Below are 19,664 nucleotides of genomic sequence, written 5' to 3' on the forward strand. Positions count from 1 at the left end.
ACTCTCCTCTTCTACATCTTTTCCTCTTTATATTGTACCTATTTTCCTATGAAGAAAGAATACAAAAAAGAGGGACCTTATTTTAGGTTCCTCCTTATCAAAACTGTTACTTTGCTGCTGGCAATTGTATTGGGTCAAACTTTTCATACGACGTATATTTTGCGTTCGTAATAATGTGTGCTTTATCCTTGCCATTGCTACTCATAATCATGTCTATCTTTGCTGATTCATATTTAAAATCTTTTGTAATGATATATTCTGCATCCACTTCTTCTATCTTCGCATTTTGTGCTTGTAACATTTTCTTCTGCGTTTCATCCATGCTAGTTAACATACTTTCTGTTTCTTGCCCTTTTAATGTAAATTTCAGTTTATATTTATCTCCGCTTTTCTCCAGCTTCATTTTATCTAAAACTACTTCCGGTACTTCTAATTTATCTATAATATCTTGAGTCGCTTTCATTCCACCAGCGTTTAATTGCTCCTCTGGTACGGTTACAACTTCTCCTGTATTAGGGTTTTTTACCTCACCAGCAACTTTACCATCCACAGTATACACTACAACATCTGTACCGGAAATATTCATTTCAGAACGAGAATTCTTTGTCTTTGGCTCTAATTGCATCTTAGCCTTTAATATATCCATCTCTGTTCCCTCAGCTTTTACCCCTACACCATATGTCATCGTTACATGTTCTTCATTTTTAAAAGCTTCATTCGTTTTCTTGAAAACATCTTTCGCCGTTAATTCCTTTTCTTTTTGAACGGATTCTTTTTTCGGCTCATCCGTCTTTGCTGTTTTCTCATTACTACACCCTACCCCTAGACTGATTGCAAGTACTAAACTTGAAACAAAAATAATTTTTTTCATACTGTTGCCCCCTTTCCCAAAATAATATCACCTCTTTTCCTATGAAATCTATATAATTCGTAATATTCTTCTTTAAATTTATTTCCTATATAGCAACATGTTTGAGAAAAAGTTTAAATATGATGTAAATAATAACAACTCATTTCAGGAGGTCATTATGAAAGCTATTATTTGCACAAAGTATGGACCACCTAATGTTCTCCAACTTCAAAATATAGAAAAGCCTAAACCTAAAAAAAATGAAGTATTAGTTAAAATTCACGCAACAAGTGTATCGACTGGAGATTGTAGAATACGTGGCTTTAATAGCCCCCTCTTATTTTGGATTCCTATGCGGATCATATTAGGTTTCAGAAAACCGAGAAAACCTATACTTGGCGTAGAGTTATCCGGTGAAATCGAAGACATTGGAACAGATGTAACACAATTTAAAAAAGGAGATCAAGTTTTTGCATTAACAGAACTAAACCTTGGTGGTTATGCCGAATACACATGCGTGCATGAAAGTGGATTAATAGCATTAAAACCTACCAATGTGACATATGAAGAAGCTGCCGTTATTCCTTTTGGCGGAACTTCAGCATTGCACTTCCTTAGAAAAGGACAGATAAAAAAAGGGCAACGAGTACTTATATACGGCGCCTCTGGGTCAGTAGGGACAGCTGCCGTACAACTTGCGAAATACTTCGGGGCGACTGTCACAGCCATTTGTAGTAGTTCGAATTTCGATTTAGTAACAGCTTTAGGGGCAGACAACGTAATTGATTATATGAAAGAAGATTTTACTAAGCGGGGCGAGCACTATGACATTATATTTGATGCAGTTGGAAAATATAATAAGTCTCTTTGTACAGATGCATTAATGCCTAATGGAAATTATGTATCTGTGAACGGAATGATGGCAAAAGTCAGTAAAGAAGATATGAACCTACTAAAACAACTAGCTGAAACAGAAAAGCTAAAACCTGTTATTGATAGAACTTACCGATTAGAAGAAATTGCTGAAGCTCATATATATGTAGAAAAAGGACATAAAAAGGGGAACGTTTCGATTACCTTAAAATAAAATATATTCTGAAAATATAATTGAAAATTCTTTTTGTAAGATTTACTATTAGTACCATACTAAAAAACTACATACACATACTCTTATCAAGAGTGGCGGAGGGACTGGCCCGATGATGCCCGGCAACCGAGCTTATGACGTATAAGCTAAGGTGCTAATTCCTGCAAAACGAGTTTTCGTTTTGGAAGATAAGAGAGGAACCTATTTCGTCTATTCGGCACCTCTCTTATTTTGAGAGGTGCTTTTTATTTTGGAACGTATATGAAGGGGGAATCATAGATGAAGAAAGTATTATTAAGCATTGTAAGCGGAGCGGTACTATTATTAGGCGCATGTAGCGCAGGTTCAGATAAACAAGTAAAAGCGTTAGATGAGAAAAAGATTACTGTCGGTGTAACAGGCGGGCCGCATGAGCAGATTTTTGAAAAGGTAAAAGAAGTGGCAACGAAAGATGGCCTCGAAATTGATATAAAAGTATTTAATGATTATGTAGCACCAAACGTATCCCTCGATGAAAAAAGCCTTGATGTAAATAGCTATCAAACGAAATCATATTTAGACGTATTTAAAGCTGAACGTAATATGAAATTAACCGAAGTATTTTCAACAGTAACATTCCCTATGGGCGTCTATTCTAAAGACATAAAAGATGTAAAAGACTTAAAAGAGGGCGACGCAATTGCTGTACCAAATGACCCAACGAATGAACTCCGAGCTTTAAAATTATTTGAAAAAGCAGGGGTTTTAAAAGTTGATCCAAAGGCTACAGAAAAAGCGACTGCAAAAGATGTAATTGAAAATCCAAAAAAATTAAAGATTGTCGAATTAGAGGCATCTCAATTACCAACGCAACTAAGTGAAGTGAAAGCAGCTGCAATTAACACAAACTTTGCATTAGGTGCGAAATTAAGTCCGGCGAAAGATTCTATTTTCCGCGAAGGAAAAGATTCACCATATGTGAACTGGGTCGTTGTTCGTACTGAAAATAAAGATGATGCCGTTGTAAACAAATTAAAGAAAGCTTATCAATCTAAAGAAGTAAAAGAGTTTATCGAGAAAAAATTTGATGGTTCAGTTTTACCATCTTGGTAGGAGCTGACGATAATGATTGAATTAAAAAACATATCCAAAGTATTTACAACAAAAAAAGGGAATGTTGAGGCTCTTAAGTCTACTTCCCTTAAAGTAGAAAAAGGCGAAGTATTTGGAATCATTGGGTATAGTGGCGCTGGTAAAAGTACATTGATTCGATGTGTAAATTTATTAGAAAAACCAACGACAGGAAATATCATTGTAAACGAACAAGACTTAACAACGTTATCGACAAAAGAACTAGCAAAAGCGAGACAAAAAATCGGAATGATCTTTCAAGGATTCAATTTACTTAAAACTGTTACCGTTTATGAAAATATCGCATTACCGTTACGGCTTGCTGGCATTCCAAAAGCAGAAATTGAAAAAAGAGTAGAAAAGTATTTACGCATTGTCGATCTTTTTAATAGAAAAGATGCGTATCCAAGCGAACTTTCTGGTGGTCAAAAACAGCGTGTTGCAATTGCTCGTGCGCTATCACATGAACCTGAAGTGTTATTAAGTGATGAAGCAACGAGCGCATTAGATCCAGAAACAACCGATTCTATCCTTGATTTGCTATTAAAGATTAACGAAGAAATCGGAATTACGATTTTACTCATTACACATGAAATGAATGTCATCCAGCGTATATGTGACCGCGTTGCTGTTATGGAACATGGATCTGTAGTCGAAAGTGGGACTGTAAAAGATATTTTCACAAACCCACAACATGTAACCACGAAAAAATTTGTAAATAGCGCATTTGCAGCGAAAATTTCAGAAGAGGTACAGAAAGAACTACAACGTACTGGAGAAATTGTAACACTTTCATTTATTGGCACTACTTCAGGGGAACCTGCCTTAGCCGTTGCCACAAAACGTTTCCAAGTGTATCCGAATATTTTATCCGGTAATATTACGCAGTTAAAACATGAAGCATATGGGAAACTAGTCGTTCATATGCAAGGGGAACAAAATGAAATCCACCGTGCTTTATCATTTTTACAAGAGCAAGGAATCATCGTAGAAGGAGGTAGAACAGATTATGGGAAACAAGTCCTTTTTGGATGAATGGGGTAAAGTCATATGGGAAGCCACAATCCAAACCTTTCAAATGACATCTATTTCATTACTCATCTCTATCCTTATTGCACTGCCACTTGGCGTCACACTTGTTTTAACGAGACCTGGTGGACAGCATGAAAATAAAATCATCTATCCTATTCTTAATACGGTTATTAATGTTATTCGCTCTCTTCCATTTATCATTCTATTATTCTTTATCTTGCCTTTTACAAAGTTTCTAATGGGAACATCCATTGGCGTGCAAGGTGTTATCGTACCGCTTGTCGTCTTCACAGCCCCTTATATCGCACGTTTAATGGAGACAGCTTTACTAGAAGTCGATCGCGGCGTTATTGAAGCCTATCAAGCGATGGGCGTCTCTACTATAAAAATTATTTGGCACGTTATGGTGAAAGAAGCTCGTCCCTCCCTTGTACTTGGATTAACAATTGCAACGATTGGCTTAATCGGCGCAACAGCAATGGCTGGTCTTGTAGGCGCTGGTGGGCTAGGGGACTTAGCATACCGCTTCGGACATTTACGCTACGAGCCTGAAGTAATGTATGCAACTGTCTTTATTTTAATTATCCTCGTTCAAGGATTACAGTCTTTAGGGAATGGTGTTGCACGAAGATTGAAGAAAGATTAAAAAAGAAGGTATCTCACCAAGGTGAGATACCTTCTTTTTATCTTTTAAATCCACCTTCTGAATGAATAACTTGCCCATTAATCCACTCAGCTTCTTCACTTACTAGAAATTTAATGAGTCTAGCTGCATCCTTTGGCTCACCAATTCTGCCAAAAGGAAACATCGGCTTTAACCCTTGTTTTATCTCTTCAGTCATCCATCCTGTATCAGTTGGTCCTGGATTAATTGCATTCACTGTTATTCCTAAATGAGCTACCTCTGCTGACAACGTACTAGTAAGAGCATCAATAGCTCCCTTCGTTGTTGCATACGCTAGTTCTCCTACCATAGGACCTTGAAATTGCCCCGAAGTCATATTCACAATTCTACCACCAGATTTTTTATCAAATCCACGGGCAAATTGACTACTGAGCAATGTAGTCGCACGAATATTCACCATATAATGCTTATCTAATTCTTCAGCAGTCAACATAGAGAAATCATTATTCGTAGAATATGCTGCATTATTAATTAATATATGAGGGTACCCTAATTGTTCATTAACTTTATTTATAAGCTCTTTCGGTGCATCATTCCGAGTTAAATCTAACTCCATGCTTGATACTCTAACACCGTTTTGTAATAGCTCTTCTTCTAATTGTATTTGTTCATTTTTCTCAACGCCCCATGGCATCTCTTTATCATAATCCGTCCAATACGTAAAAAATATATCGTATCCTGATTCAGCCAATTCTTTGCAAATTGCTGCGCCTATACCGTCTAGACGACTTACCCCTGTAATAACTGCTACTTTATTTTTTAATTGGTTCATCATATACTCCTCCAAGTTTAAAGGACGCATATTTTATATAAGAGATATAAACTTTCCCACAAAAAAGACAGATACATAAAATAGGCACCTATCCTTATAAAAGGGATGTACAAGCCAAATATGCATTCCTTGAATGATTTACAGATAACTAAATAAACCCTCGCTTACGAGAGAAAAATTCATCTATCTAGTAGTTTCTAATCATTACAAGTTCATCCACATATTGAGTCTTTGTCTCCTCTCCATATATCTCTATTCTTAGTTTACCAAAACAGATAAAATGTTACAAAAAATAAAACAATTACTCACAGCCTATCCTTGTTCACATTATATCCATTGTGAATCTTTTCACAATGGATATATAATAAACTTGTAAATACAATATTGGAGGGATTTCAATGGTTATCAATTTTTTTAGAACTGATAAACGTGCTACTTTCATATTATTACTTTTACGGCTTTACATAGGATATACATGGCTCGCTGCTGGGATAGGCAAAGTCTTCGGACAATCTTTTGACGCAAGTGGCTTTCTAAAGGGTGCTATTGCTCAAGCATCAGGTGACCACCCTGCAGTACAAAGTTGGTGGGCAGATTTTCTTCAACATTTTGTCCTTCCAAACGCAGACCTATTTAGCTTTTTAGTTCAATGGGGAGAAATTTTAGTAGGTCTAGGCTTAATTTTAGGCGGATTAACAAAAACAGCTGCATTTTTCGGAATCATAATGAATCTTTCATTTTTATTAAGTGGAACTGTTAGTGTAAACCCAAACCTGCTTATTTTGACTATGTTCATTTTAGTTGCAGGGCAGAACGCTGGACGTATTGGATTAGATGGCTCTGTTTTCCCTAAACTTTTCCGTAAAAACAACCACGGAACATATAAATTAAGTAAAACTGCGTAGTAACAGTTTACTTTTAAAATATAAATAAGAAAAAGAGCCTGAATATAGGCTCTTTTTCTTATTTATCCTAATTTAAACTTTTAACGAGCCACGAAAACCTCTGGCAGCATAGTAAGAGTCTGCTCCATTGTGGTACACGAAAACATGTCCAAAGCGATAATCGCAAAATAGAGCACCACCGAGTTCTCTAATATCTGAAGGTGTTTGTACCCAACTTGATGATTTCATGTCAAAATCGCCAAGTTGTTGCAATTCCCGATATTGTTCTTCCGTTAATAGTTCAATGCCCATAGCATTGGCAACATCAATAACGTTATTTTCTGGTTTATGTTTTTTTCTTGATTCTAACGCTTCAAGATCATAACAAAGACTTCTGCGGCCTTTAGGACTCTCCTTTGAACAATCATAGAAAGTATATTCGTCCTTTTCTTCATCATAACCGACAACATCCGGCTCACCGCCAGTTACTTCCATTTCGTTAAGTGACCATAATTTTTCAGCATTAGCTTCTATCTTCGCTTCAACTTTAGCCCATTCAAGACCTTCATGGCGGTTCATGTTTTTCTCAAAACGAACTTGCAATACTTTCAATAACTCTTCACGTTTTTCTACTAGTAAGTCATTTTTATTCCCTGTCATATTAGTCCTCCCTAATGTATGTACTGATAGTAGTTTAAGTATATATTTTATAATAAATCATCTCAATATAAAGACAGTTTCAACCTTATGTCTTGTACAAACATCCATTACAAAGTCCTAAAACCCTCCATACTCTCTCCAAGAATATAGTGTGAAAACCACATCAAGTTCTGCTTCATAATAGCCACATGAACTCCTGGTTGGTCAGAACTATATGCCATTCCTTTAAATATAATTAATTCTGTATCAACTTCCATATCCATTAATCCTTGATATAGATCATATGCATTTGTAATTGGAATTCTTGCATCCTTTTCGCCATGTTGGATTAAGGTAGGCGTACAAGCTGATTTAATATACGTCATTGGTGATGTCTTCGTATAGATCTCCGGATCATTCCATGGAGTATTTCCTAAATACATTCTAATAAAGTAAGGTATATCTGTATTTACATAATGAGTATTCCAGTTAGTTATTCCACCTCCAACTGAAATAGCTTTAAACCTACTACTAAATGTAGAACAGAAAGCTGATATATATCCTCCGTTGCTCCATCCCATAACTCCTACTCTATCTTTATCTACTATCCCTTGATCAACTAGTTTATCAACTCCTGATATAACATCGTCGTAATCAGCAATCCCCTGTTTTCTATAGTTAGCTTTTAAAAATTCATTACCATAACCTGAACTTCCTCTGTAATTTGGTTCTAAAACGATAAAGCCTTTTTCAACAAACTGTTCAATCGGATATTTCTCATTGAAGCAGTCTGAAAATATCGGAAAAGATGCCCAAGCCGGACCACCGTGAATTACTACTAATAAAGGATATTTTTTATTAGTGTCAAACTCTACTGGCTTTGATAAAACCCCTTCTATTTCAAGACCATCGCTACTTTTCCATGAGATGATTTCCCTGTTACTTCTAAGTTTCTCTTTGAAAAAGCTATTTTCATCCGTTATTTTTTTATCGTCTAAATAGATTTCAAAGGTTTCATTTGTTATTGCCTTATTGTAGGATATATGTTTGCCATCCTTTGTTATAGAAGCATCCATTATAAAGCCATCTACTTTTTCGCTTAATATTTCCACAGTGCCATCTTCGGCTAGCAATCCAATAAGATAATTCGTTTTATTCTGCCACCTAATTAAAACCCCTTTAGCTGTCCACTGTAATGGCATAACCGTACTATCAAAATCTGTTAAAGGTTGAATTACCTCTCCGGTATTTATATCATATATCTCTAACGTACTATCTTGTATATGGTTTCTATAGTAATCCTTCTCTCTTATGCTTGCTGTGTAACATATTTTACTCCCGTCAGGAGAAAAGCAAACACTCCCTCCCAACAACTTATCTACATTCAGCTTTTGTAGCTCTCCAGCTTTAATATGGAGTATGTATAGATCTCCATTTATATAATCTGCCATATTTGAGCTTGGTGTCACCATAAATACAACCTTTTTACCATCATTTGAAATATCAAATTCATGGATATGAAAATCCTTACCATCCGTTAATTGATAAACAACTCTGTTCTCGTGTTCATCTGTATCACTTTGTATCACCTTTTCTATTTCAATGTAATATAAACAATTATTCTGGTGTTCCTTACCTATATGTTGAAAATCTCCATATAGGTCCTTACGTTTCTTTATCTCCTCACATTGTTTTGACTGCGTAACATAATAAAGACCCTTGCCAGTAGGCCCCCATTTGAATGTACTGACTCCTTCTTTCTCATCAGTAATTTGAACCTCTCTATAACCATCTAGTGACTTAACAAATATCTGATTTTCCCCATCACCAACTGGACTAAGATATGCGAGGCACCTAGCATCTGGAGACCATAATGGGTGTGTACTATCTATATCCCCATTTGATAATGGGTAACTCTGCTTCTTATCTTTTTCATATATCCATACATGATTCCTATATATATTGTCTTTCCAATCAGCCGTCTTCTTAACAAATGCTACGTTTTTACCATCATCACTTATGTTTGTACTTGATACGGTTGGTAATGAAATAATCTCTTCTATACTTAAATATGTTTTTTCATTCACTTTCATCAATATACCCCCTTGAAATGTCCATAAATCTCTCGTCTCTTTTTGCCGTAATAAAGGAAATTGTTCACGAATACTTAAAATGATAACGGAAAATTCAGATAAATAAAAGTGAAGTCGATAAAGTAAAACTTTAATTTATGGAGTTCTATCCACTTACCAATTCTAGATGTTCTTTTTCGACACAAAAACACCCCTTTTAGATACAAATTTGTAAATTTATTTTAAAGCTATAACTATATGTTGGTTTGGAATAAAATTTGATAAAAATGAAGTCACAAATCTTTATTTAACAACAAAAAAATTCATTTTGAAAAAACGATTGATCAAAATAGAATCACTCTTTTTAACTAAGTATGAGATTTTCATAAAAAAATTTTAATCAAAACTCACTTAGAATCTTTACTTGAAGGAATAAAGCTTCGCATCTTTTTTGTGAACATCGTTAAACTAAGATAAATTTTGACCGTATCTGTAATTAATTGTAAAATATTATACGTAGAAAGGTATTATAAAATAAATATAGAAGGGGTATGTTTTTTAGTTTTAAAGGGGCTAAAGCACATCTATTTTATGTTTTTAAAGGGAGAATTGAAAAATCATATGAAGAATTTCAAAAAGAGTACAGGTAAAATTTTACTAGCATCTGGATTAGTAGTTTCTATGTCAGCTTGTAGTGTAACAAATTTATTTGGAGAAAAAGAAAAAACAAATGCTGAATCTGGTAAACAAGAAAGTAAAGAAACTAAGACAGAAGGTAAATCATCTGAAACAAAGGAAAAATCAACTAACTCAAAAGAAGAAAGTAAAGATGTTAAGATGATTATGGTTTTGCCTGAGGATTACCCACAACTTATGGTAGACATTGAAGAAGACTTATTAAGACGTCTAGATTACTATGATGCTTCTGTGAGGGATAATAAAAAGGGAAGTAAGTCAAATGAAGAGGTACGAGATAGTATTAAAGACTTAGATAAAGTATTTAATAAAATAGAGCGTATAGATGCACCAGGAAAATACAAGGAAGATCATAAGGAAATTGTAAAAGCTGTTCAAAAGTTAAAAGAATCTTTCAAAGAAGTATCGAAGTTATTTGATTACTCTAAAACACTTAAAGATACGGATGATGCAATCATAGATAAAGCAAACAATAAATTAGATGAAGCAAAACGCATTTGGAAACCTGTATTTAATAAGTTAAAAGCGGAAGCTAAGGGTGGTTCAACAACTACTTCTACAACAAGTGGTACTAGTTCTTCTAACTCACCGAGTTTATCTAGTGGTAATACAGTTAAAACATACAGTACCCAAGATAAAACTGGTATATTCAAAGGAAAAATTGATACACCAGACGAGGATTCCGCTAAGTTTAAGAATGTACAGAACAATTATAAAGACGGTACAGAGCTTGTAGGTAATTGGGGTATTGATTACGGAGACGGAGTCAAAACTACGTTAGTCCTAAAAGCAGATAAGACATTTGAAACATATGCAAATGGTTCTTATCCAAATAAAGATAATTACTTAACAGGAACATACCAAGCAGACGTTTCTTCCCATCAGTTAACGCTAATGGTGGAAAAAGGAACTCAAAATGGTCAAGAAGTGAAATTGGAAAGACCTATTTATTCATCATATGAGGTTAAAAATTTAGATGGTAAAGCGTTACAGATTTTCCACATAGACGAACAAGTAACAATTTGTTATGTAAAACAATAAATAACTAAAAAAACTCTGTAAAATGATTTTTACAGAGTTTTTTCTTAGTTTTAATTTATTTCAAACGTATAACTATACTTATTAACCTACCAATCTCCTACTCAACAGTAACAGACTTAGCTAAGTTACGTGGCTTATCAACGTCACACTCGCGGTGAAGTGCTGCGTAGTATGAGATAAGTTGTAATGGAATAACTGCTACTAGCGGTGCTAGCGCTTCGTGTACAGCTGGTAATACGAAGCTGTCTCCTTCCATTTCTAAGCCTTTCATTGAGATGATACATGGGTTAGCTCCGCGTGCTACTACCTCTTTCACGTTGCCGCGAATTCCAAGGTTTACGTGCTCTTGTGTAGCAAGTGCGATAACTGGTGTACCATTTTCGATTAAAGCGATTGTACCGTGTTTTAACTCTCCTCCAGCGAATCCTTCTGCTTGGATGTAAGAGATTTCTTTTAGTTTTAACGCACCTTCTAATCCTACGTAGAAGTCTACGCTACGTCCGATGAAGAAACAGTTACGCGTTGTCGCTAAAAATTGTTTTGCTAATGCGTCCATTTCTTCTTTTTGATCACAAAGTTCTATCATTGCATTTGCTACAAGTCCTAGTTCGTGTGTTAAATCGAAATCAAGAACTTCACCTTTTGCTTTAGCAATATCAGCCGCTAAAATTGAAAGTACTGCAAGCTGTGCTGTGTAAGCTTTCGTTGATGCAACTGCAATTTCTGGTCCAGCGTATAACGGAAGTGTATAATCAGCTTCACGAGAAAGCGTAGAACCAGGCACGTTTGTAATTGTTAATGCTTTATGGCCCATTTCATTTGTTTGCACAAGTACTGCACGGCTATCAGCTGTTTCACCACTTTGTGAAATGTAAATGAAGAATGGTCTTTCTGTTAATAATGGCATGTTGTAAGAGAATTCACTTGCCACGTGTACTTCAACTGGCATTTTTGCAAACTTCTCGATAAATTGTTTTCCAACAAGACCTGCATGATAACTCGTTCCACATGCAATGATGTAAATACGATCGCTATCTAAGATCGCATTGCGGATGTCTTGATTTAATTCAATTTCGCCATTTTCATCTTGATACTTTTGAATTATATTACGGATTACAAGTGGTTGCTCATCGATTTCTTTAAGCATGAAATGAGGATATGTTCCCTTTTCAATATCACTTGCGTCTAATTCCGCTGTAAACGGTGCACGTTCAATCGTTTCACCTTGTAAGTTTTTAATTGTAATACTTTCTTTCGTTACGATTACGATTTCTTTATCCATTAACTCAATAAATTGATCTGTAACTTGTAACATCGCCATAGCGTCGCTTGCCACAACATTAAAGTTGTCACCAACACCTACTAATAGCGGGCTTTTGTTTTTAGCAACATAAATCATGTTTGGATTTTCAGCATCAAGTAATCCGATTGCATAAGAGCCATGTAAAAGAGATAGCGTATTACGGAACGCTTCTTCTACACTTAATCCTGTGCTCACTTGTTGTTCCATAAGCTGTACGATAACCTCTGTATCTGTTTCACTTACGAACGTTACATCTTGTAAATATTCCTTTTTCACTAATTCATAGTTTTCAATTACACCGTTATGAACTAATGTAAAGCGTTTTGATGTACTTTGATGCGGATGCGCGTTTACTTTACTTGGAACACCGTGTGTAGCCCAGCGTGTGTGTCCGATACCCACGCTTGCTGCTACGTTCTCATCTACGATTTCACGAAGTTTTGCGATACGGCCTTTTTCTTTGTATACAACAACACCGTTCTCTGCTTGTACTGCAATACCTGCTGAATCATATCCACGATATTCTAACTTTTCTAAACCTTTTAATAAAATTTCCTTTGCATCTTGCTCTCCAATAAATCCTACGATTCCACACATGTTTAGTCGCCGTTACAAATGCTTACACTGCTCTGCGAACATGTAACGACATAGTCCGATACCATTTTTATTTATACTAAAAAACGGATTACATATTGCTAGCCCTGTAAGCTTGTAACGGCTTTCACCTTCCTCTCGATTGGGTTTAAGTCCGTATATACTTATACAGCTAGTTTTCATCCGTTCCTCTTCTCTCATCACACTTTCACCTTTGTCCACTAAGTCACCTTAATGATTTAAGTAAAAGCTTGCGGTTGTGATGAACAACCGGGAGTCATCCGCCGAAATCTCGATAAACCCCACCTCGTCAACTACACTATTTGTAGTTCTGGCGCTTTTATAATTTACAATATTTCCTTTGAGAAAAAGAACAAGACCATCTTATAACAAACATGGATAAACCGTCAATGAAATTTTTTTCATCGTCTATAAAACATATGAAAAAGGAGCACTTTTTGTGCTCCTTTTTCATATAAATTCAGCTAATTATTCAGCGCCAACTTCGGCTTTCACAACTTCTACAATGCGATGTACATATGCATCACAAACTTCTTGTGTTGGTGCTTCTGCCATTACACGAATAAGTGGCTCTGTTCCAGATGGACGAACAAGAATACGGCCATCACCGTTCATTTCTTCCTCTACAACACGAATAATTTCTTTAATTTTTTCATTTTCTAATGCTAATTTTTTATCTGTTACACGAACGTTTACTAACAATTGTGGGAATTTCGTCATTTCTCCTGCAAGCTCAGATAATGGCTTTTTCGTCATTTTCATGATGTTTACAAGTTGAAGTGCACTTAACATTCCATCACCAGTTGTAATGTAATCAAGTAAGATAATATGGCCTGATTGTTCTCCACCTAGGTTGTAACCTCCACGCTTCATTTCTTCCATTACGTAGCGGTCACCAACTGCTGTTTTATCACTTGTAATATTATTTGCTTCAAGTGCCTTGTAGAAACCTAAGTTACTCATAACAGTTGAAACAACTGTATTATGTTTTAATTGACCAGTTTCTTTCATATATTTCGCACAAATGAACATAATTTGATCACCGTCAACGATGTTTCCTTTTTCGTCTACAGCAATTAAACGGTCGCCATCGCCATCAAAAGCAAGTCCGATATCCGCACCTTTTTCTTTTACCAATTCAGCTAAGCCTTCTGGATGTGTAGATCCTACACCCTCATTAATATTCATACCGTTTGGAGAAGTTCCCATTGTTGAAATATCAGCTTCTAGGTCTGCAAATAAGTATGGAGCTAGAGAAGAAGTTGCACCATGTGCACAATCTAAAGCGATATGTAGGCCAGAGAAATCTTCTTCAACAGTTTGTTTAATGTACTGTAAATATTTTTGTCCACCTTCAAAGTAATCGCTCACTTGTCCAAGATTAGTACCTGTCGGACGTGGTAGTTCATCAACTTCTTTGTCTAATAAAGCTTCAATCTCAGCTTCTTGCTCATCTGTTAATTTAAAGCCGTCTGAACCAAAGAATTTAATACCGTTATCTTGTACTGGATTATGAGATGCAGAAATCATAACACCCGCTTGTGCATCTAGTGCTTTTGTTAAATAAGCAACGCCCGGTGTAGAAATAACGCCAAGGCGCATTACTTCTGCTCCAGTTGATAATAGACCTGCTACTAAAGCTCCTTCTAACATATGACCAGATACACGTGTATCACGACCGATAATTACTTTTGGACGATCTGTATCTTTTGTTAATACATAACCACCAAAACGTCCAATTTTGAAAGCTAATTCAGGTGTTAACTCCTTATTTGCAACTCCGCGTACTCCATCTGTACCAAAATATTTACCCATTATGATTCGCTCCTTTTTCTTGCTCTTTTTGATTATCTACTGTTGGTTCTTGACTCGTTTCTTTATCTTTATCTTGATTTTCATTTTGGTTTTGATTCTTTTCCTGTTCTTTTTCTGAATCAGGTTCAGGATTTTTTGGTTTCTCATTTTGATTTTCTTGATCCGTATTTGAATCCGGTTGTTGACCGTTACCCTGTACTTCTTTATCTGGTTTTTCTTTCTTCACAATAGTAACTTTAGCACTTTTTTGTTTTGGCTCTATTGAAATATTACCAGGACCGCTCACTTGAATGGAAATATCTTTCGTCCCTGAGGATACATTTTGCAGATTAATTACCGCTGTTATTTTATCAGCTGTTATTTTATCTACTATACTTGCTTCTCCTGAAATATCAACACTTATCTTTCCATCTTGCGGCGAAAGTAGCTGAGCAGTAACATCTTTAGACAGTCCATTTTTCTGGATTGGGATACCATCAATCGTTTTTGTTTTCGTTTGTTTTGTTTTTTGCACTCCCACCGAAACCTTCACTTGATTCGGTTTGGCACTTGTTACACCCTTGGGTAATAAAACAGAGGCATCGAATGTTGTAGACTCTGTCAATTGACTAAGATCTACTTCGACCCCCTCTAGCGATTGTATATTATCCAAAATATCTTTTGGACCAGCTATCGTTACTTCTCTCGGTTCAACACTGATATTTGTAACCGCCAATCCTTCTGCTAAACTCCCCTTCTTCGTATACGTTACAGGAACAGTTTTTTCAGTATTATTGGCTGTAGTTTGCGTTGCCACATTCAACGTTACACTAATCTTAGATGGACTTGTTCTTACATTTAAACGTTTTCCTTCTTTATTGTATAATGTAACTTCGGGCGTTTTTGTAACAGTTTTATTAACACCTTTTAAATCAACATACGCTTTGGCAGAGGAAATGCTTTCAATTTCTTCTTTCGTCCCAACTACCTCAACAGTATCCGGTTTAAGGCTTGATTTTTCTAGAGTAGCCCCCGCTGGCATCTGATCCTCATTTGATAATTTCAGATCTACATGAACATATTTTCTCGCCTTTTCATGAAGAGTAACTTTAATTGTTGATGGCTGAACTGTTCCTTTCACATCATCTGGAAGCCCGTTCGTTTTTAAAGAAATCTCATAAGTTCCTTTTGGACTATCTCGCAAATCAACCGGTATGTCAAATTGTTTTTTTGCTTTTGCTGTAGCAACTGATGCTTTTGGGCCTTCTAATTTTACTTTAACGCCCTCTGCCGGAATACCACTTACAATATATTTCTCCTCATCATACTTAAGATTAATAGCATAATTAGTTAATGTTTCTTTCGTATCATTTGCAAAAGGTAATATACCTGATGTCGTATTTTTTTCAGTTAACGTCGCTGACATAAAAAGCATACACGCCAATAGTAATGAGATCCCTTTTAAAAACCAATGATTCTCCATTAACTTATCCATGACGCTTTCTCCTCCAATTCCATAAAGACGAAGAAGTCGTTTTTTCGTTTCCACTAAATTCAGCTAATAACATATCTTTCAGCTGTTCTGTCTTCAAATCACGATGCAACTTACCATTTTTCGTTAAAGAAATTTGACCAGTTTCTTCAGACACAACTACTGTAATACTATCAGTAACTTCACTAACTCCCATTGCAGCACGATGTCTAGTTCCTAATTCTTTAGAAATAAACGGACTTTCTGATAATGGAAGATAGCATGCTGCTGCTTTAATTGTACTTCCTTGCATAATTACCGCTCCGTCATGAAGAGGTGTATTTGGAATAAAAATATTAATAAGTAATTCCGATGATACGTTTGCATTAAGCGGAATACCCGTTTCCACATAATCACCCATACCGGTCTCTTTTGACAAAGTAATTAATGCACCAATTCTACGTTTCCCCATATATTCGGTTGCTTTTGCTATCGCTGTTGCAACCATTTCAGGTTCATCATCCTCATGCGTTCCAACACGCGAAAATAAACTCCCGCGCCCTAGCTGCTCAAGTGCTCTTCGCAATTCTGGCTGAAAGATAATAATAACGGCTAAAAATCCCCACGTTAATACTTGTTCAGTTAGCCAAGATAGCGTACGCAATTCAAGGAAAATACTGATCATCTTAACGACGATAATAACTGTAATCCCTTTTAAAAGTTGAACAGCTTTCGTCCCTCGGATTATAAGAATTAGCTTATATATAATAAACCATACAATGGCAATATCTAATGCCGTACTAAGATATTTCAAAATGGTCGTATCTTCAAAAGGCATGCTATCCCTTCCTCCTACTTACGAGCAATTCTATCCATATATTTAAATATTGTTTTATGCTCTATCTGTATGTATTTCCAACAACTAGTTAATTATACCATACATGAAACAAACGACAATTACAAACAACCCCCTTTAGCTCAAATTGGTAAGATGTCAAACATTTTTATTGTACAGTATAATATAAATCATTATTATACGCTTATTTTCAAATAAAAAAAGCAACTTCTCAGTTGCTTTTCTTACATTTATTTTAGTTTTTCACCGAATAAAGAACCCATTAAAGCAACTGCTGTTGTTGCCGTTCTATTTCTCTCATCTAAAATCGTATTTACCTCAACAAATTCAGCAGATGTGATAATATCAGCTTCTGCTAACATTTCCATCGCCAAATGACTTTCACGATAAGATAGACCGCCAATTACAGGCGTTCCAACACCTGGTGCATCATGAGGATCAAGACCATCTAAATCTAATGATAAGTGTACACCATCGGTATGAGATAAATATGCGATTGTTTCTTCCATCACAGCCGTCATCCCCATACGATCAATTTCATGCATTGAGAACACTTTAATACCTTCATTGCGAATGAAATCTTTTTCTCCTTCATCCAATGCACGCGCACCGATAATTACGACATTCTCTTTTTTCACCTTTGGATATGCTCCGTATAAATCTACAAGTGAAGAATGTCCATAACCTAAACTTGCTGCAAGTGACATACCATGAATATTTCCAGATGGTGAAGTTTCCTCTGTATTTAAATCACCGTGTGCATCATACCAAATAACGCCTAAGTTTTTATAATGTTTTGCTACACCAGCTAATGTACCGATAGCAATACTATGGTCACCACCTAATACAAGTGGAAAACGACCTTCTTCTATAATATGATCCACCTTACTTGCTAATTCATTACATACAGTTGCAACTTGTGTAAGGTTTCTTAATTTTGTATTTTCATCTATCTCTTTTTCTCTCTCTATACATATATCTCCCATATCTTTAACGTCATATCCAATTTCTTCAATTCTTTCAATTACCCCTGCATAACGGATCGCGCTCGGTCCCATATCAACTCCACGACGCATCTGTCCTAAATCCATTGGAACTCCAATAACTGAGATTTCTTTTTTCATAGATAGTATCCCCCTTTTATGCCTTCACTAAATATTTTAAATCTTTTATATAGTCTGACTCAACTCGACATTTTTCTGTATGGATATACAATTTATTCACTTATATTCACGTTGAAAACCAAATTTTAAGACTATTCTATGTATAAAGTTAACTTAATGAAACAATCGCAATCACTATTATTAAATAATAATAATAAAACACTCCTATATTTAGAAGTGTTTTTCTGATGCTATTTTCCATACTGTTGCAATATTCTTCGTTGTCATTTCAATATTTTCTTCTGCTACTTTATATGCTTCTTCTAGTGTCATCGGTCTCGTTGTAATACTAAATACCGCATCTATTCCTTTCTCGTACACAGCTGAATAATCAGATGATACAGACCCTCCAATAGCAATTACAGGCACAGAAAAACGTTTTGCACGTCCCGCAACACCCACAGGAGCCTTTCCATATGCAGTTTGTTTATCTATTCTACCTTCACCAGTTATAATAAGATGTGCATCTTCTATATGTTTATCGAAATTTGTATAATCTAATACAATTTCAATGCCCCTACGCAAGTCTCCCTTTAACACTGAAATAACAGCCGCTCCCATTCCTCCCGCTGCCCCTGCACCAGGTATTTCAGATACATCAAAAGATACATATCGTTTAAGCATATTCGCATAATGTTGTAAATTCTCATCTAGCTCTTTCATCATCTCTATATTTGCACCCTTTTGTCTCCCAAATACGAAAGATGCTCCCTGCATTCCGACTAATGGATTATCCACATCACATGCCGCTTCTATCTTTACCCCCTTTAAGCGTGGGTCCATTCGTGAAAAATCAATAGTAACAATCGAGTGTAATGTGCCTCCAGATGGATCTATTACTTCACCCTTGCCATTTATAAACCTTACTCCTAAAGCCGCTAACATACCTGCCCCGCCATCATTTGTAGCACTTCCTCCAAGTCCTAAAATTATGTACTCCACTCCTTGATCTAGCGCATGTAATATAAGTTCTCCTGTTCCTTTTGTCGTTGTAATAAGTGGGTTGCGCTTTTCAACTGGAACGTGCTGTAATCCTGATGCTGCTGCCATTTCAATAAACGCTGTCTTTTTATCTTTAGAAATGCCATAAAAAGCTTGTATACCTTCTCTAAGCGGTCCTGTCACACTAATTGATATAATTCTCCCCCCTGTAGCATCAACAAGTGATTCAACCGTCCCTTCTCCTCCATCTCCAATTGGTATTTTCACATACTCTGCATTAGGAAAAATTGCTCTAAAACCTCTTTCAATAGCTCCACATACTTCTATAGCTTTTAGGCTTTCTTTATATGAATCAGATGCAATAACAACTTTCACAATTATCTCCCCATCCCTTATTTTTACGTTTTCTTCATTTTAAACGACAAGTATAAAAGTTGTCTTTTTAAACACAAAAAAAGCTTACATCGTATGATGTAAGCTTTTTTATTTAGATGGAGCCTAGCGGGATCGAACCGCTGACCTCCTGCGTGCAAGGCAGGCGCTCTCCCAGCTGAGCTAAGGCCCCTTATTAATTAAGCGGAAGACGGGATTCGAACCCGCGACCCCAACCTTGGCAAGGTTGTATTCTACCACTGAACTACTTCCGCAAAAA

General features: G+C 35.9%; 17 protein-coding genes, 2 tRNA genes and 1 riboswitch. Of the genes, 6 read left to right on the forward strand and 13 right to left on the reverse strand.

From position 1 onward, the window contains the following. Positions 1-106: 106 nt before the first annotated feature. Positions 107-871, reverse strand: coding sequence for a DUF6612 family protein (locus tag ACS2QP_RS24515; RefSeq protein ID WP_000720094.1), 765 nt, complete (start codon positions 869-871; stop codon positions 107-109). Between the two features lie 157 nt (positions 872-1,028). On the opposite strand from ACS2QP_RS24515, the gene ACS2QP_RS24520 reads away from it, so the two are divergent. The 4 genes from ACS2QP_RS24520 (at position 1,029) to ACS2QP_RS24535 (ending at position 4,725) form a co-directional block, all read left to right on the forward strand. Beyond that, positions 1,029-1,937 (forward strand): NAD(P)-dependent alcohol dehydrogenase, encoded by a 909-nt coding sequence (locus ACS2QP_RS24520; protein WP_061456701.1) that lies wholly within the window; start codon positions 1,029-1,031, stop codon positions 1,935-1,937. Between the two features lie 80 nt (positions 1,938-2,017). Further along, positions 2,018-2,132, forward strand: a riboswitch (SAM riboswitch). Positions 2,133-2,216: 84 nt separating this feature from the next. After that, positions 2,217-3,029: a MetQ/NlpA family ABC transporter substrate-binding protein gene (locus tag ACS2QP_RS24525; protein WP_332285374.1), complete on the forward strand. Its 813-nt coding sequence runs from the start codon at positions 2,217-2,219 to the stop codon at positions 3,027-3,029. Between the two features lie 12 nt (positions 3,030-3,041). After that, entirely contained in the window at positions 3,042-4,082 is a 1,041-nt protein-coding gene (locus ACS2QP_RS24530; RefSeq protein WP_061456702.1) for a methionine ABC transporter ATP-binding protein, read from the forward strand. After that, positions 4,057-4,725 (forward strand): methionine ABC transporter permease, encoded by a 669-nt coding sequence (locus ACS2QP_RS24535; protein WP_048534860.1) that lies wholly within the window; start codon positions 4,057-4,059, stop codon positions 4,723-4,725. The genes ACS2QP_RS24530 and ACS2QP_RS24535 overlap by 26 nt, the downstream gene beginning before the upstream one ends. Positions 4,726-4,762: 37 nt before the next feature. Here ACS2QP_RS24535 and ACS2QP_RS24540 read toward each other — a convergent pair whose 3' ends face one another. Further along, positions 4,763-5,539, reverse strand: a complete 777-nt coding sequence (locus tag ACS2QP_RS24540) for an SDR family oxidoreductase (RefSeq protein WP_332285376.1) — start codon at positions 5,537-5,539, stop codon at positions 4,763-4,765. Positions 5,540-5,934: 395 nt separating this feature from the next. Here ACS2QP_RS24540 and ACS2QP_RS24545 point away from each other — a divergent pair, with 395 nt between their 5' ends. Beyond that, complete coding sequence (locus ACS2QP_RS24545) at positions 5,935-6,441, forward strand: DoxX family membrane protein (RefSeq protein ID WP_000236334.1); 507 nt, start codon at positions 5,935-5,937, stop codon at positions 6,439-6,441. Positions 6,442-6,513: 72 nt separating this feature from the next. Here the strand turns inward: ACS2QP_RS24545 and ACS2QP_RS24550 are convergent, their stop codons facing one another. Together ACS2QP_RS24550 and ACS2QP_RS24555 are read right to left on the reverse strand one after the other, a co-directional pair. Next, positions 6,514-7,080: a DUF4256 domain-containing protein gene (locus tag ACS2QP_RS24550; RefSeq protein ID WP_000147398.1), complete on the reverse strand. Its 567-nt coding sequence runs from the start codon at positions 7,078-7,080 to the stop codon at positions 6,514-6,516. A 107-nt stretch (positions 7,081-7,187) separates the two neighbouring features. Further along, complete coding sequence (locus tag ACS2QP_RS24555) at positions 7,188-9,152, reverse strand: S9 family peptidase (protein WP_332285378.1); 1,965 nt, start codon at positions 9,150-9,152, stop codon at positions 7,188-7,190. 588 nt (positions 9,153-9,740) lie between these two features. Here ACS2QP_RS24555 and ACS2QP_RS24560 point away from each other — a divergent pair. Beyond that, on the forward strand, positions 9,741-10,868 hold the full coding sequence (locus tag ACS2QP_RS24560) for a DUF3994 domain-containing protein (protein WP_011109777.1): 1,128 nt from the start codon (positions 9,741-9,743) through the stop codon (positions 10,866-10,868). A gap of 97 nt (positions 10,869-10,965) precedes the next feature. On the opposite strand, the gene glmS is transcribed toward ACS2QP_RS24560, so the two are convergent. From glmS to ACS2QP_RS24605, 9 genes are all read right to left on the reverse strand, one after another. Beyond that, entirely contained in the window at positions 10,966-12,768 is a 1,803-nt protein-coding gene (gene glmS, locus ACS2QP_RS24565) for a glutamine--fructose-6-phosphate transaminase (isomerizing) (protein ID WP_000334163.1), read from the reverse strand. Positions 12,769-12,780: 12 nt separating this feature from the next. Then, a complete protein-coding gene (locus tag ACS2QP_RS24570) occupies positions 12,781-12,966 on the reverse strand; it encodes a hypothetical protein (protein ID WP_001206405.1) in 186 nt (61 codons plus the stop codon). Positions 12,967-13,254: 288 nt separating this feature from the next. Then, a complete protein-coding gene (glmM, locus tag ACS2QP_RS24575; protein ID WP_000521476.1) occupies positions 13,255-14,601 on the reverse strand; it encodes a phosphoglucosamine mutase in 1,347 nt (448 codons plus the stop codon). Beyond that, positions 14,594-16,075 (reverse strand): CdaR family protein, encoded by a 1,482-nt coding sequence (locus ACS2QP_RS24580; RefSeq protein WP_332285380.1) that lies wholly within the window; start codon positions 16,073-16,075, stop codon positions 14,594-14,596. Before ACS2QP_RS24580 ends, glmM begins: the two co-directional genes overlap by 8 nt. Continuing rightward, complete coding sequence (gene cdaA / locus ACS2QP_RS24585; protein ID WP_001115697.1) at positions 16,068-16,889, reverse strand: diadenylate cyclase CdaA; 822 nt, start codon at positions 16,887-16,889, stop codon at positions 16,068-16,070. Before cdaA ends, ACS2QP_RS24580 begins: the two co-directional genes overlap by 8 nt. Positions 16,890-17,137: 248 nt before the next feature. Continuing rightward, entirely contained in the window at positions 17,138-18,031 is an 894-nt protein-coding gene (gene rocF, locus ACS2QP_RS24590; RefSeq protein WP_000711563.1) for an arginase, read from the reverse strand. Between the two features lie 210 nt (positions 18,032-18,241). Beyond that, entirely contained in the window at positions 18,242-19,387 is a 1,146-nt protein-coding gene (locus ACS2QP_RS24595) for a glycerate kinase (RefSeq protein ID WP_000869587.1), read from the reverse strand. Positions 19,388-19,504: 117 nt separating this feature from the next. After that, positions 19,505-19,577: transfer RNA gene (locus ACS2QP_RS24600), tRNA-Ala, on the reverse strand. A 10-nt stretch (positions 19,578-19,587) separates the two neighbouring features. Next, a tRNA-Gly gene (locus tag ACS2QP_RS24605) sits at positions 19,588-19,659 on the reverse strand. Between the last annotated feature and the right edge of the window lie 5 nt (positions 19,660-19,664).

It is taken from the genome of Bacillus cereus group sp. Bce019 (genome assembly GCF_051781745.1).
Taxonomy (GTDB): domain Bacteria; phylum Bacillota; class Bacilli; order Bacillales; family Bacillaceae_G; genus Bacillus_A; species Bacillus_A cereus.

Coding starts and splice junctions, on each gene's coding strand:
- glmM (WP_000521476.1), bottom strand. CDS start 14,601: ATGGGTAAATATTTTGGTACAGATGGAGTACGCGGAGTTGCAAATAAG.
- cdaA (WP_001115697.1), bottom strand. CDS start 16,889: ATGCCTTTTGAAGATACGACCATTTTGAAATATCTTAGTACGGCATTA.
- ACS2QP_RS24535 (WP_048534860.1), top strand. CDS start 4,057: ATGGGAAACAAGTCCTTTTTGGATGAATGGGGTAAAGTCATATGGGAA.
- ACS2QP_RS24530 (WP_061456702.1), top strand. CDS start 3,042: ATGATTGAATTAAAAAACATATCCAAAGTATTTACAACAAAAAAAGGG.
- ACS2QP_RS24515 (WP_000720094.1), bottom strand. CDS start 871: ATGAAAAAAATTATTTTTGTTTCAAGTTTAGTACTTGCAATCAGTCTA.
- ACS2QP_RS24550 (WP_000147398.1), bottom strand. CDS start 7,080: ATGACAGGGAATAAAAATGACTTACTAGTAGAAAAACGTGAAGAGTTA.
- glmS (WP_000334163.1), bottom strand. CDS start 12,768: ATGTGTGGAATCGTAGGATTTATTGGAGAGCAAGATGCAAAGGAAATT.
- ACS2QP_RS24580 (WP_332285380.1), bottom strand. CDS start 16,075: ATGGATAAGTTAATGGAGAATCATTGGTTTTTAAAAGGGATCTCATTA.
- ACS2QP_RS24520 (WP_061456701.1), top strand. CDS start 1,029: ATGAAAGCTATTATTTGCACAAAGTATGGACCACCTAATGTTCTCCAA.
- ACS2QP_RS24540 (WP_332285376.1), bottom strand. CDS start 5,539: ATGATGAACCAATTAAAAAATAAAGTAGCAGTTATTACAGGGGTAAGT.
- ACS2QP_RS24525 (WP_332285374.1), top strand. CDS start 2,217: ATGAAGAAAGTATTATTAAGCATTGTAAGCGGAGCGGTACTATTATTA.
- ACS2QP_RS24555 (WP_332285378.1), bottom strand. CDS start 9,152: ATGAAAGTGAATGAAAAAACATATTTAAGTATAGAAGAGATTATTTCA.
- rocF (WP_000711563.1), bottom strand. CDS start 18,031: ATGAAAAAAGAAATCTCAGTTATTGGAGTTCCAATGGATTTAGGACAG.
- ACS2QP_RS24570 (WP_001206405.1), bottom strand. CDS start 12,966: ATGAGAGAAGAGGAACGGATGAAAACTAGCTGTATAAGTATATACGGA.
- ACS2QP_RS24545 (WP_000236334.1), top strand. CDS start 5,935: ATGGTTATCAATTTTTTTAGAACTGATAAACGTGCTACTTTCATATTA.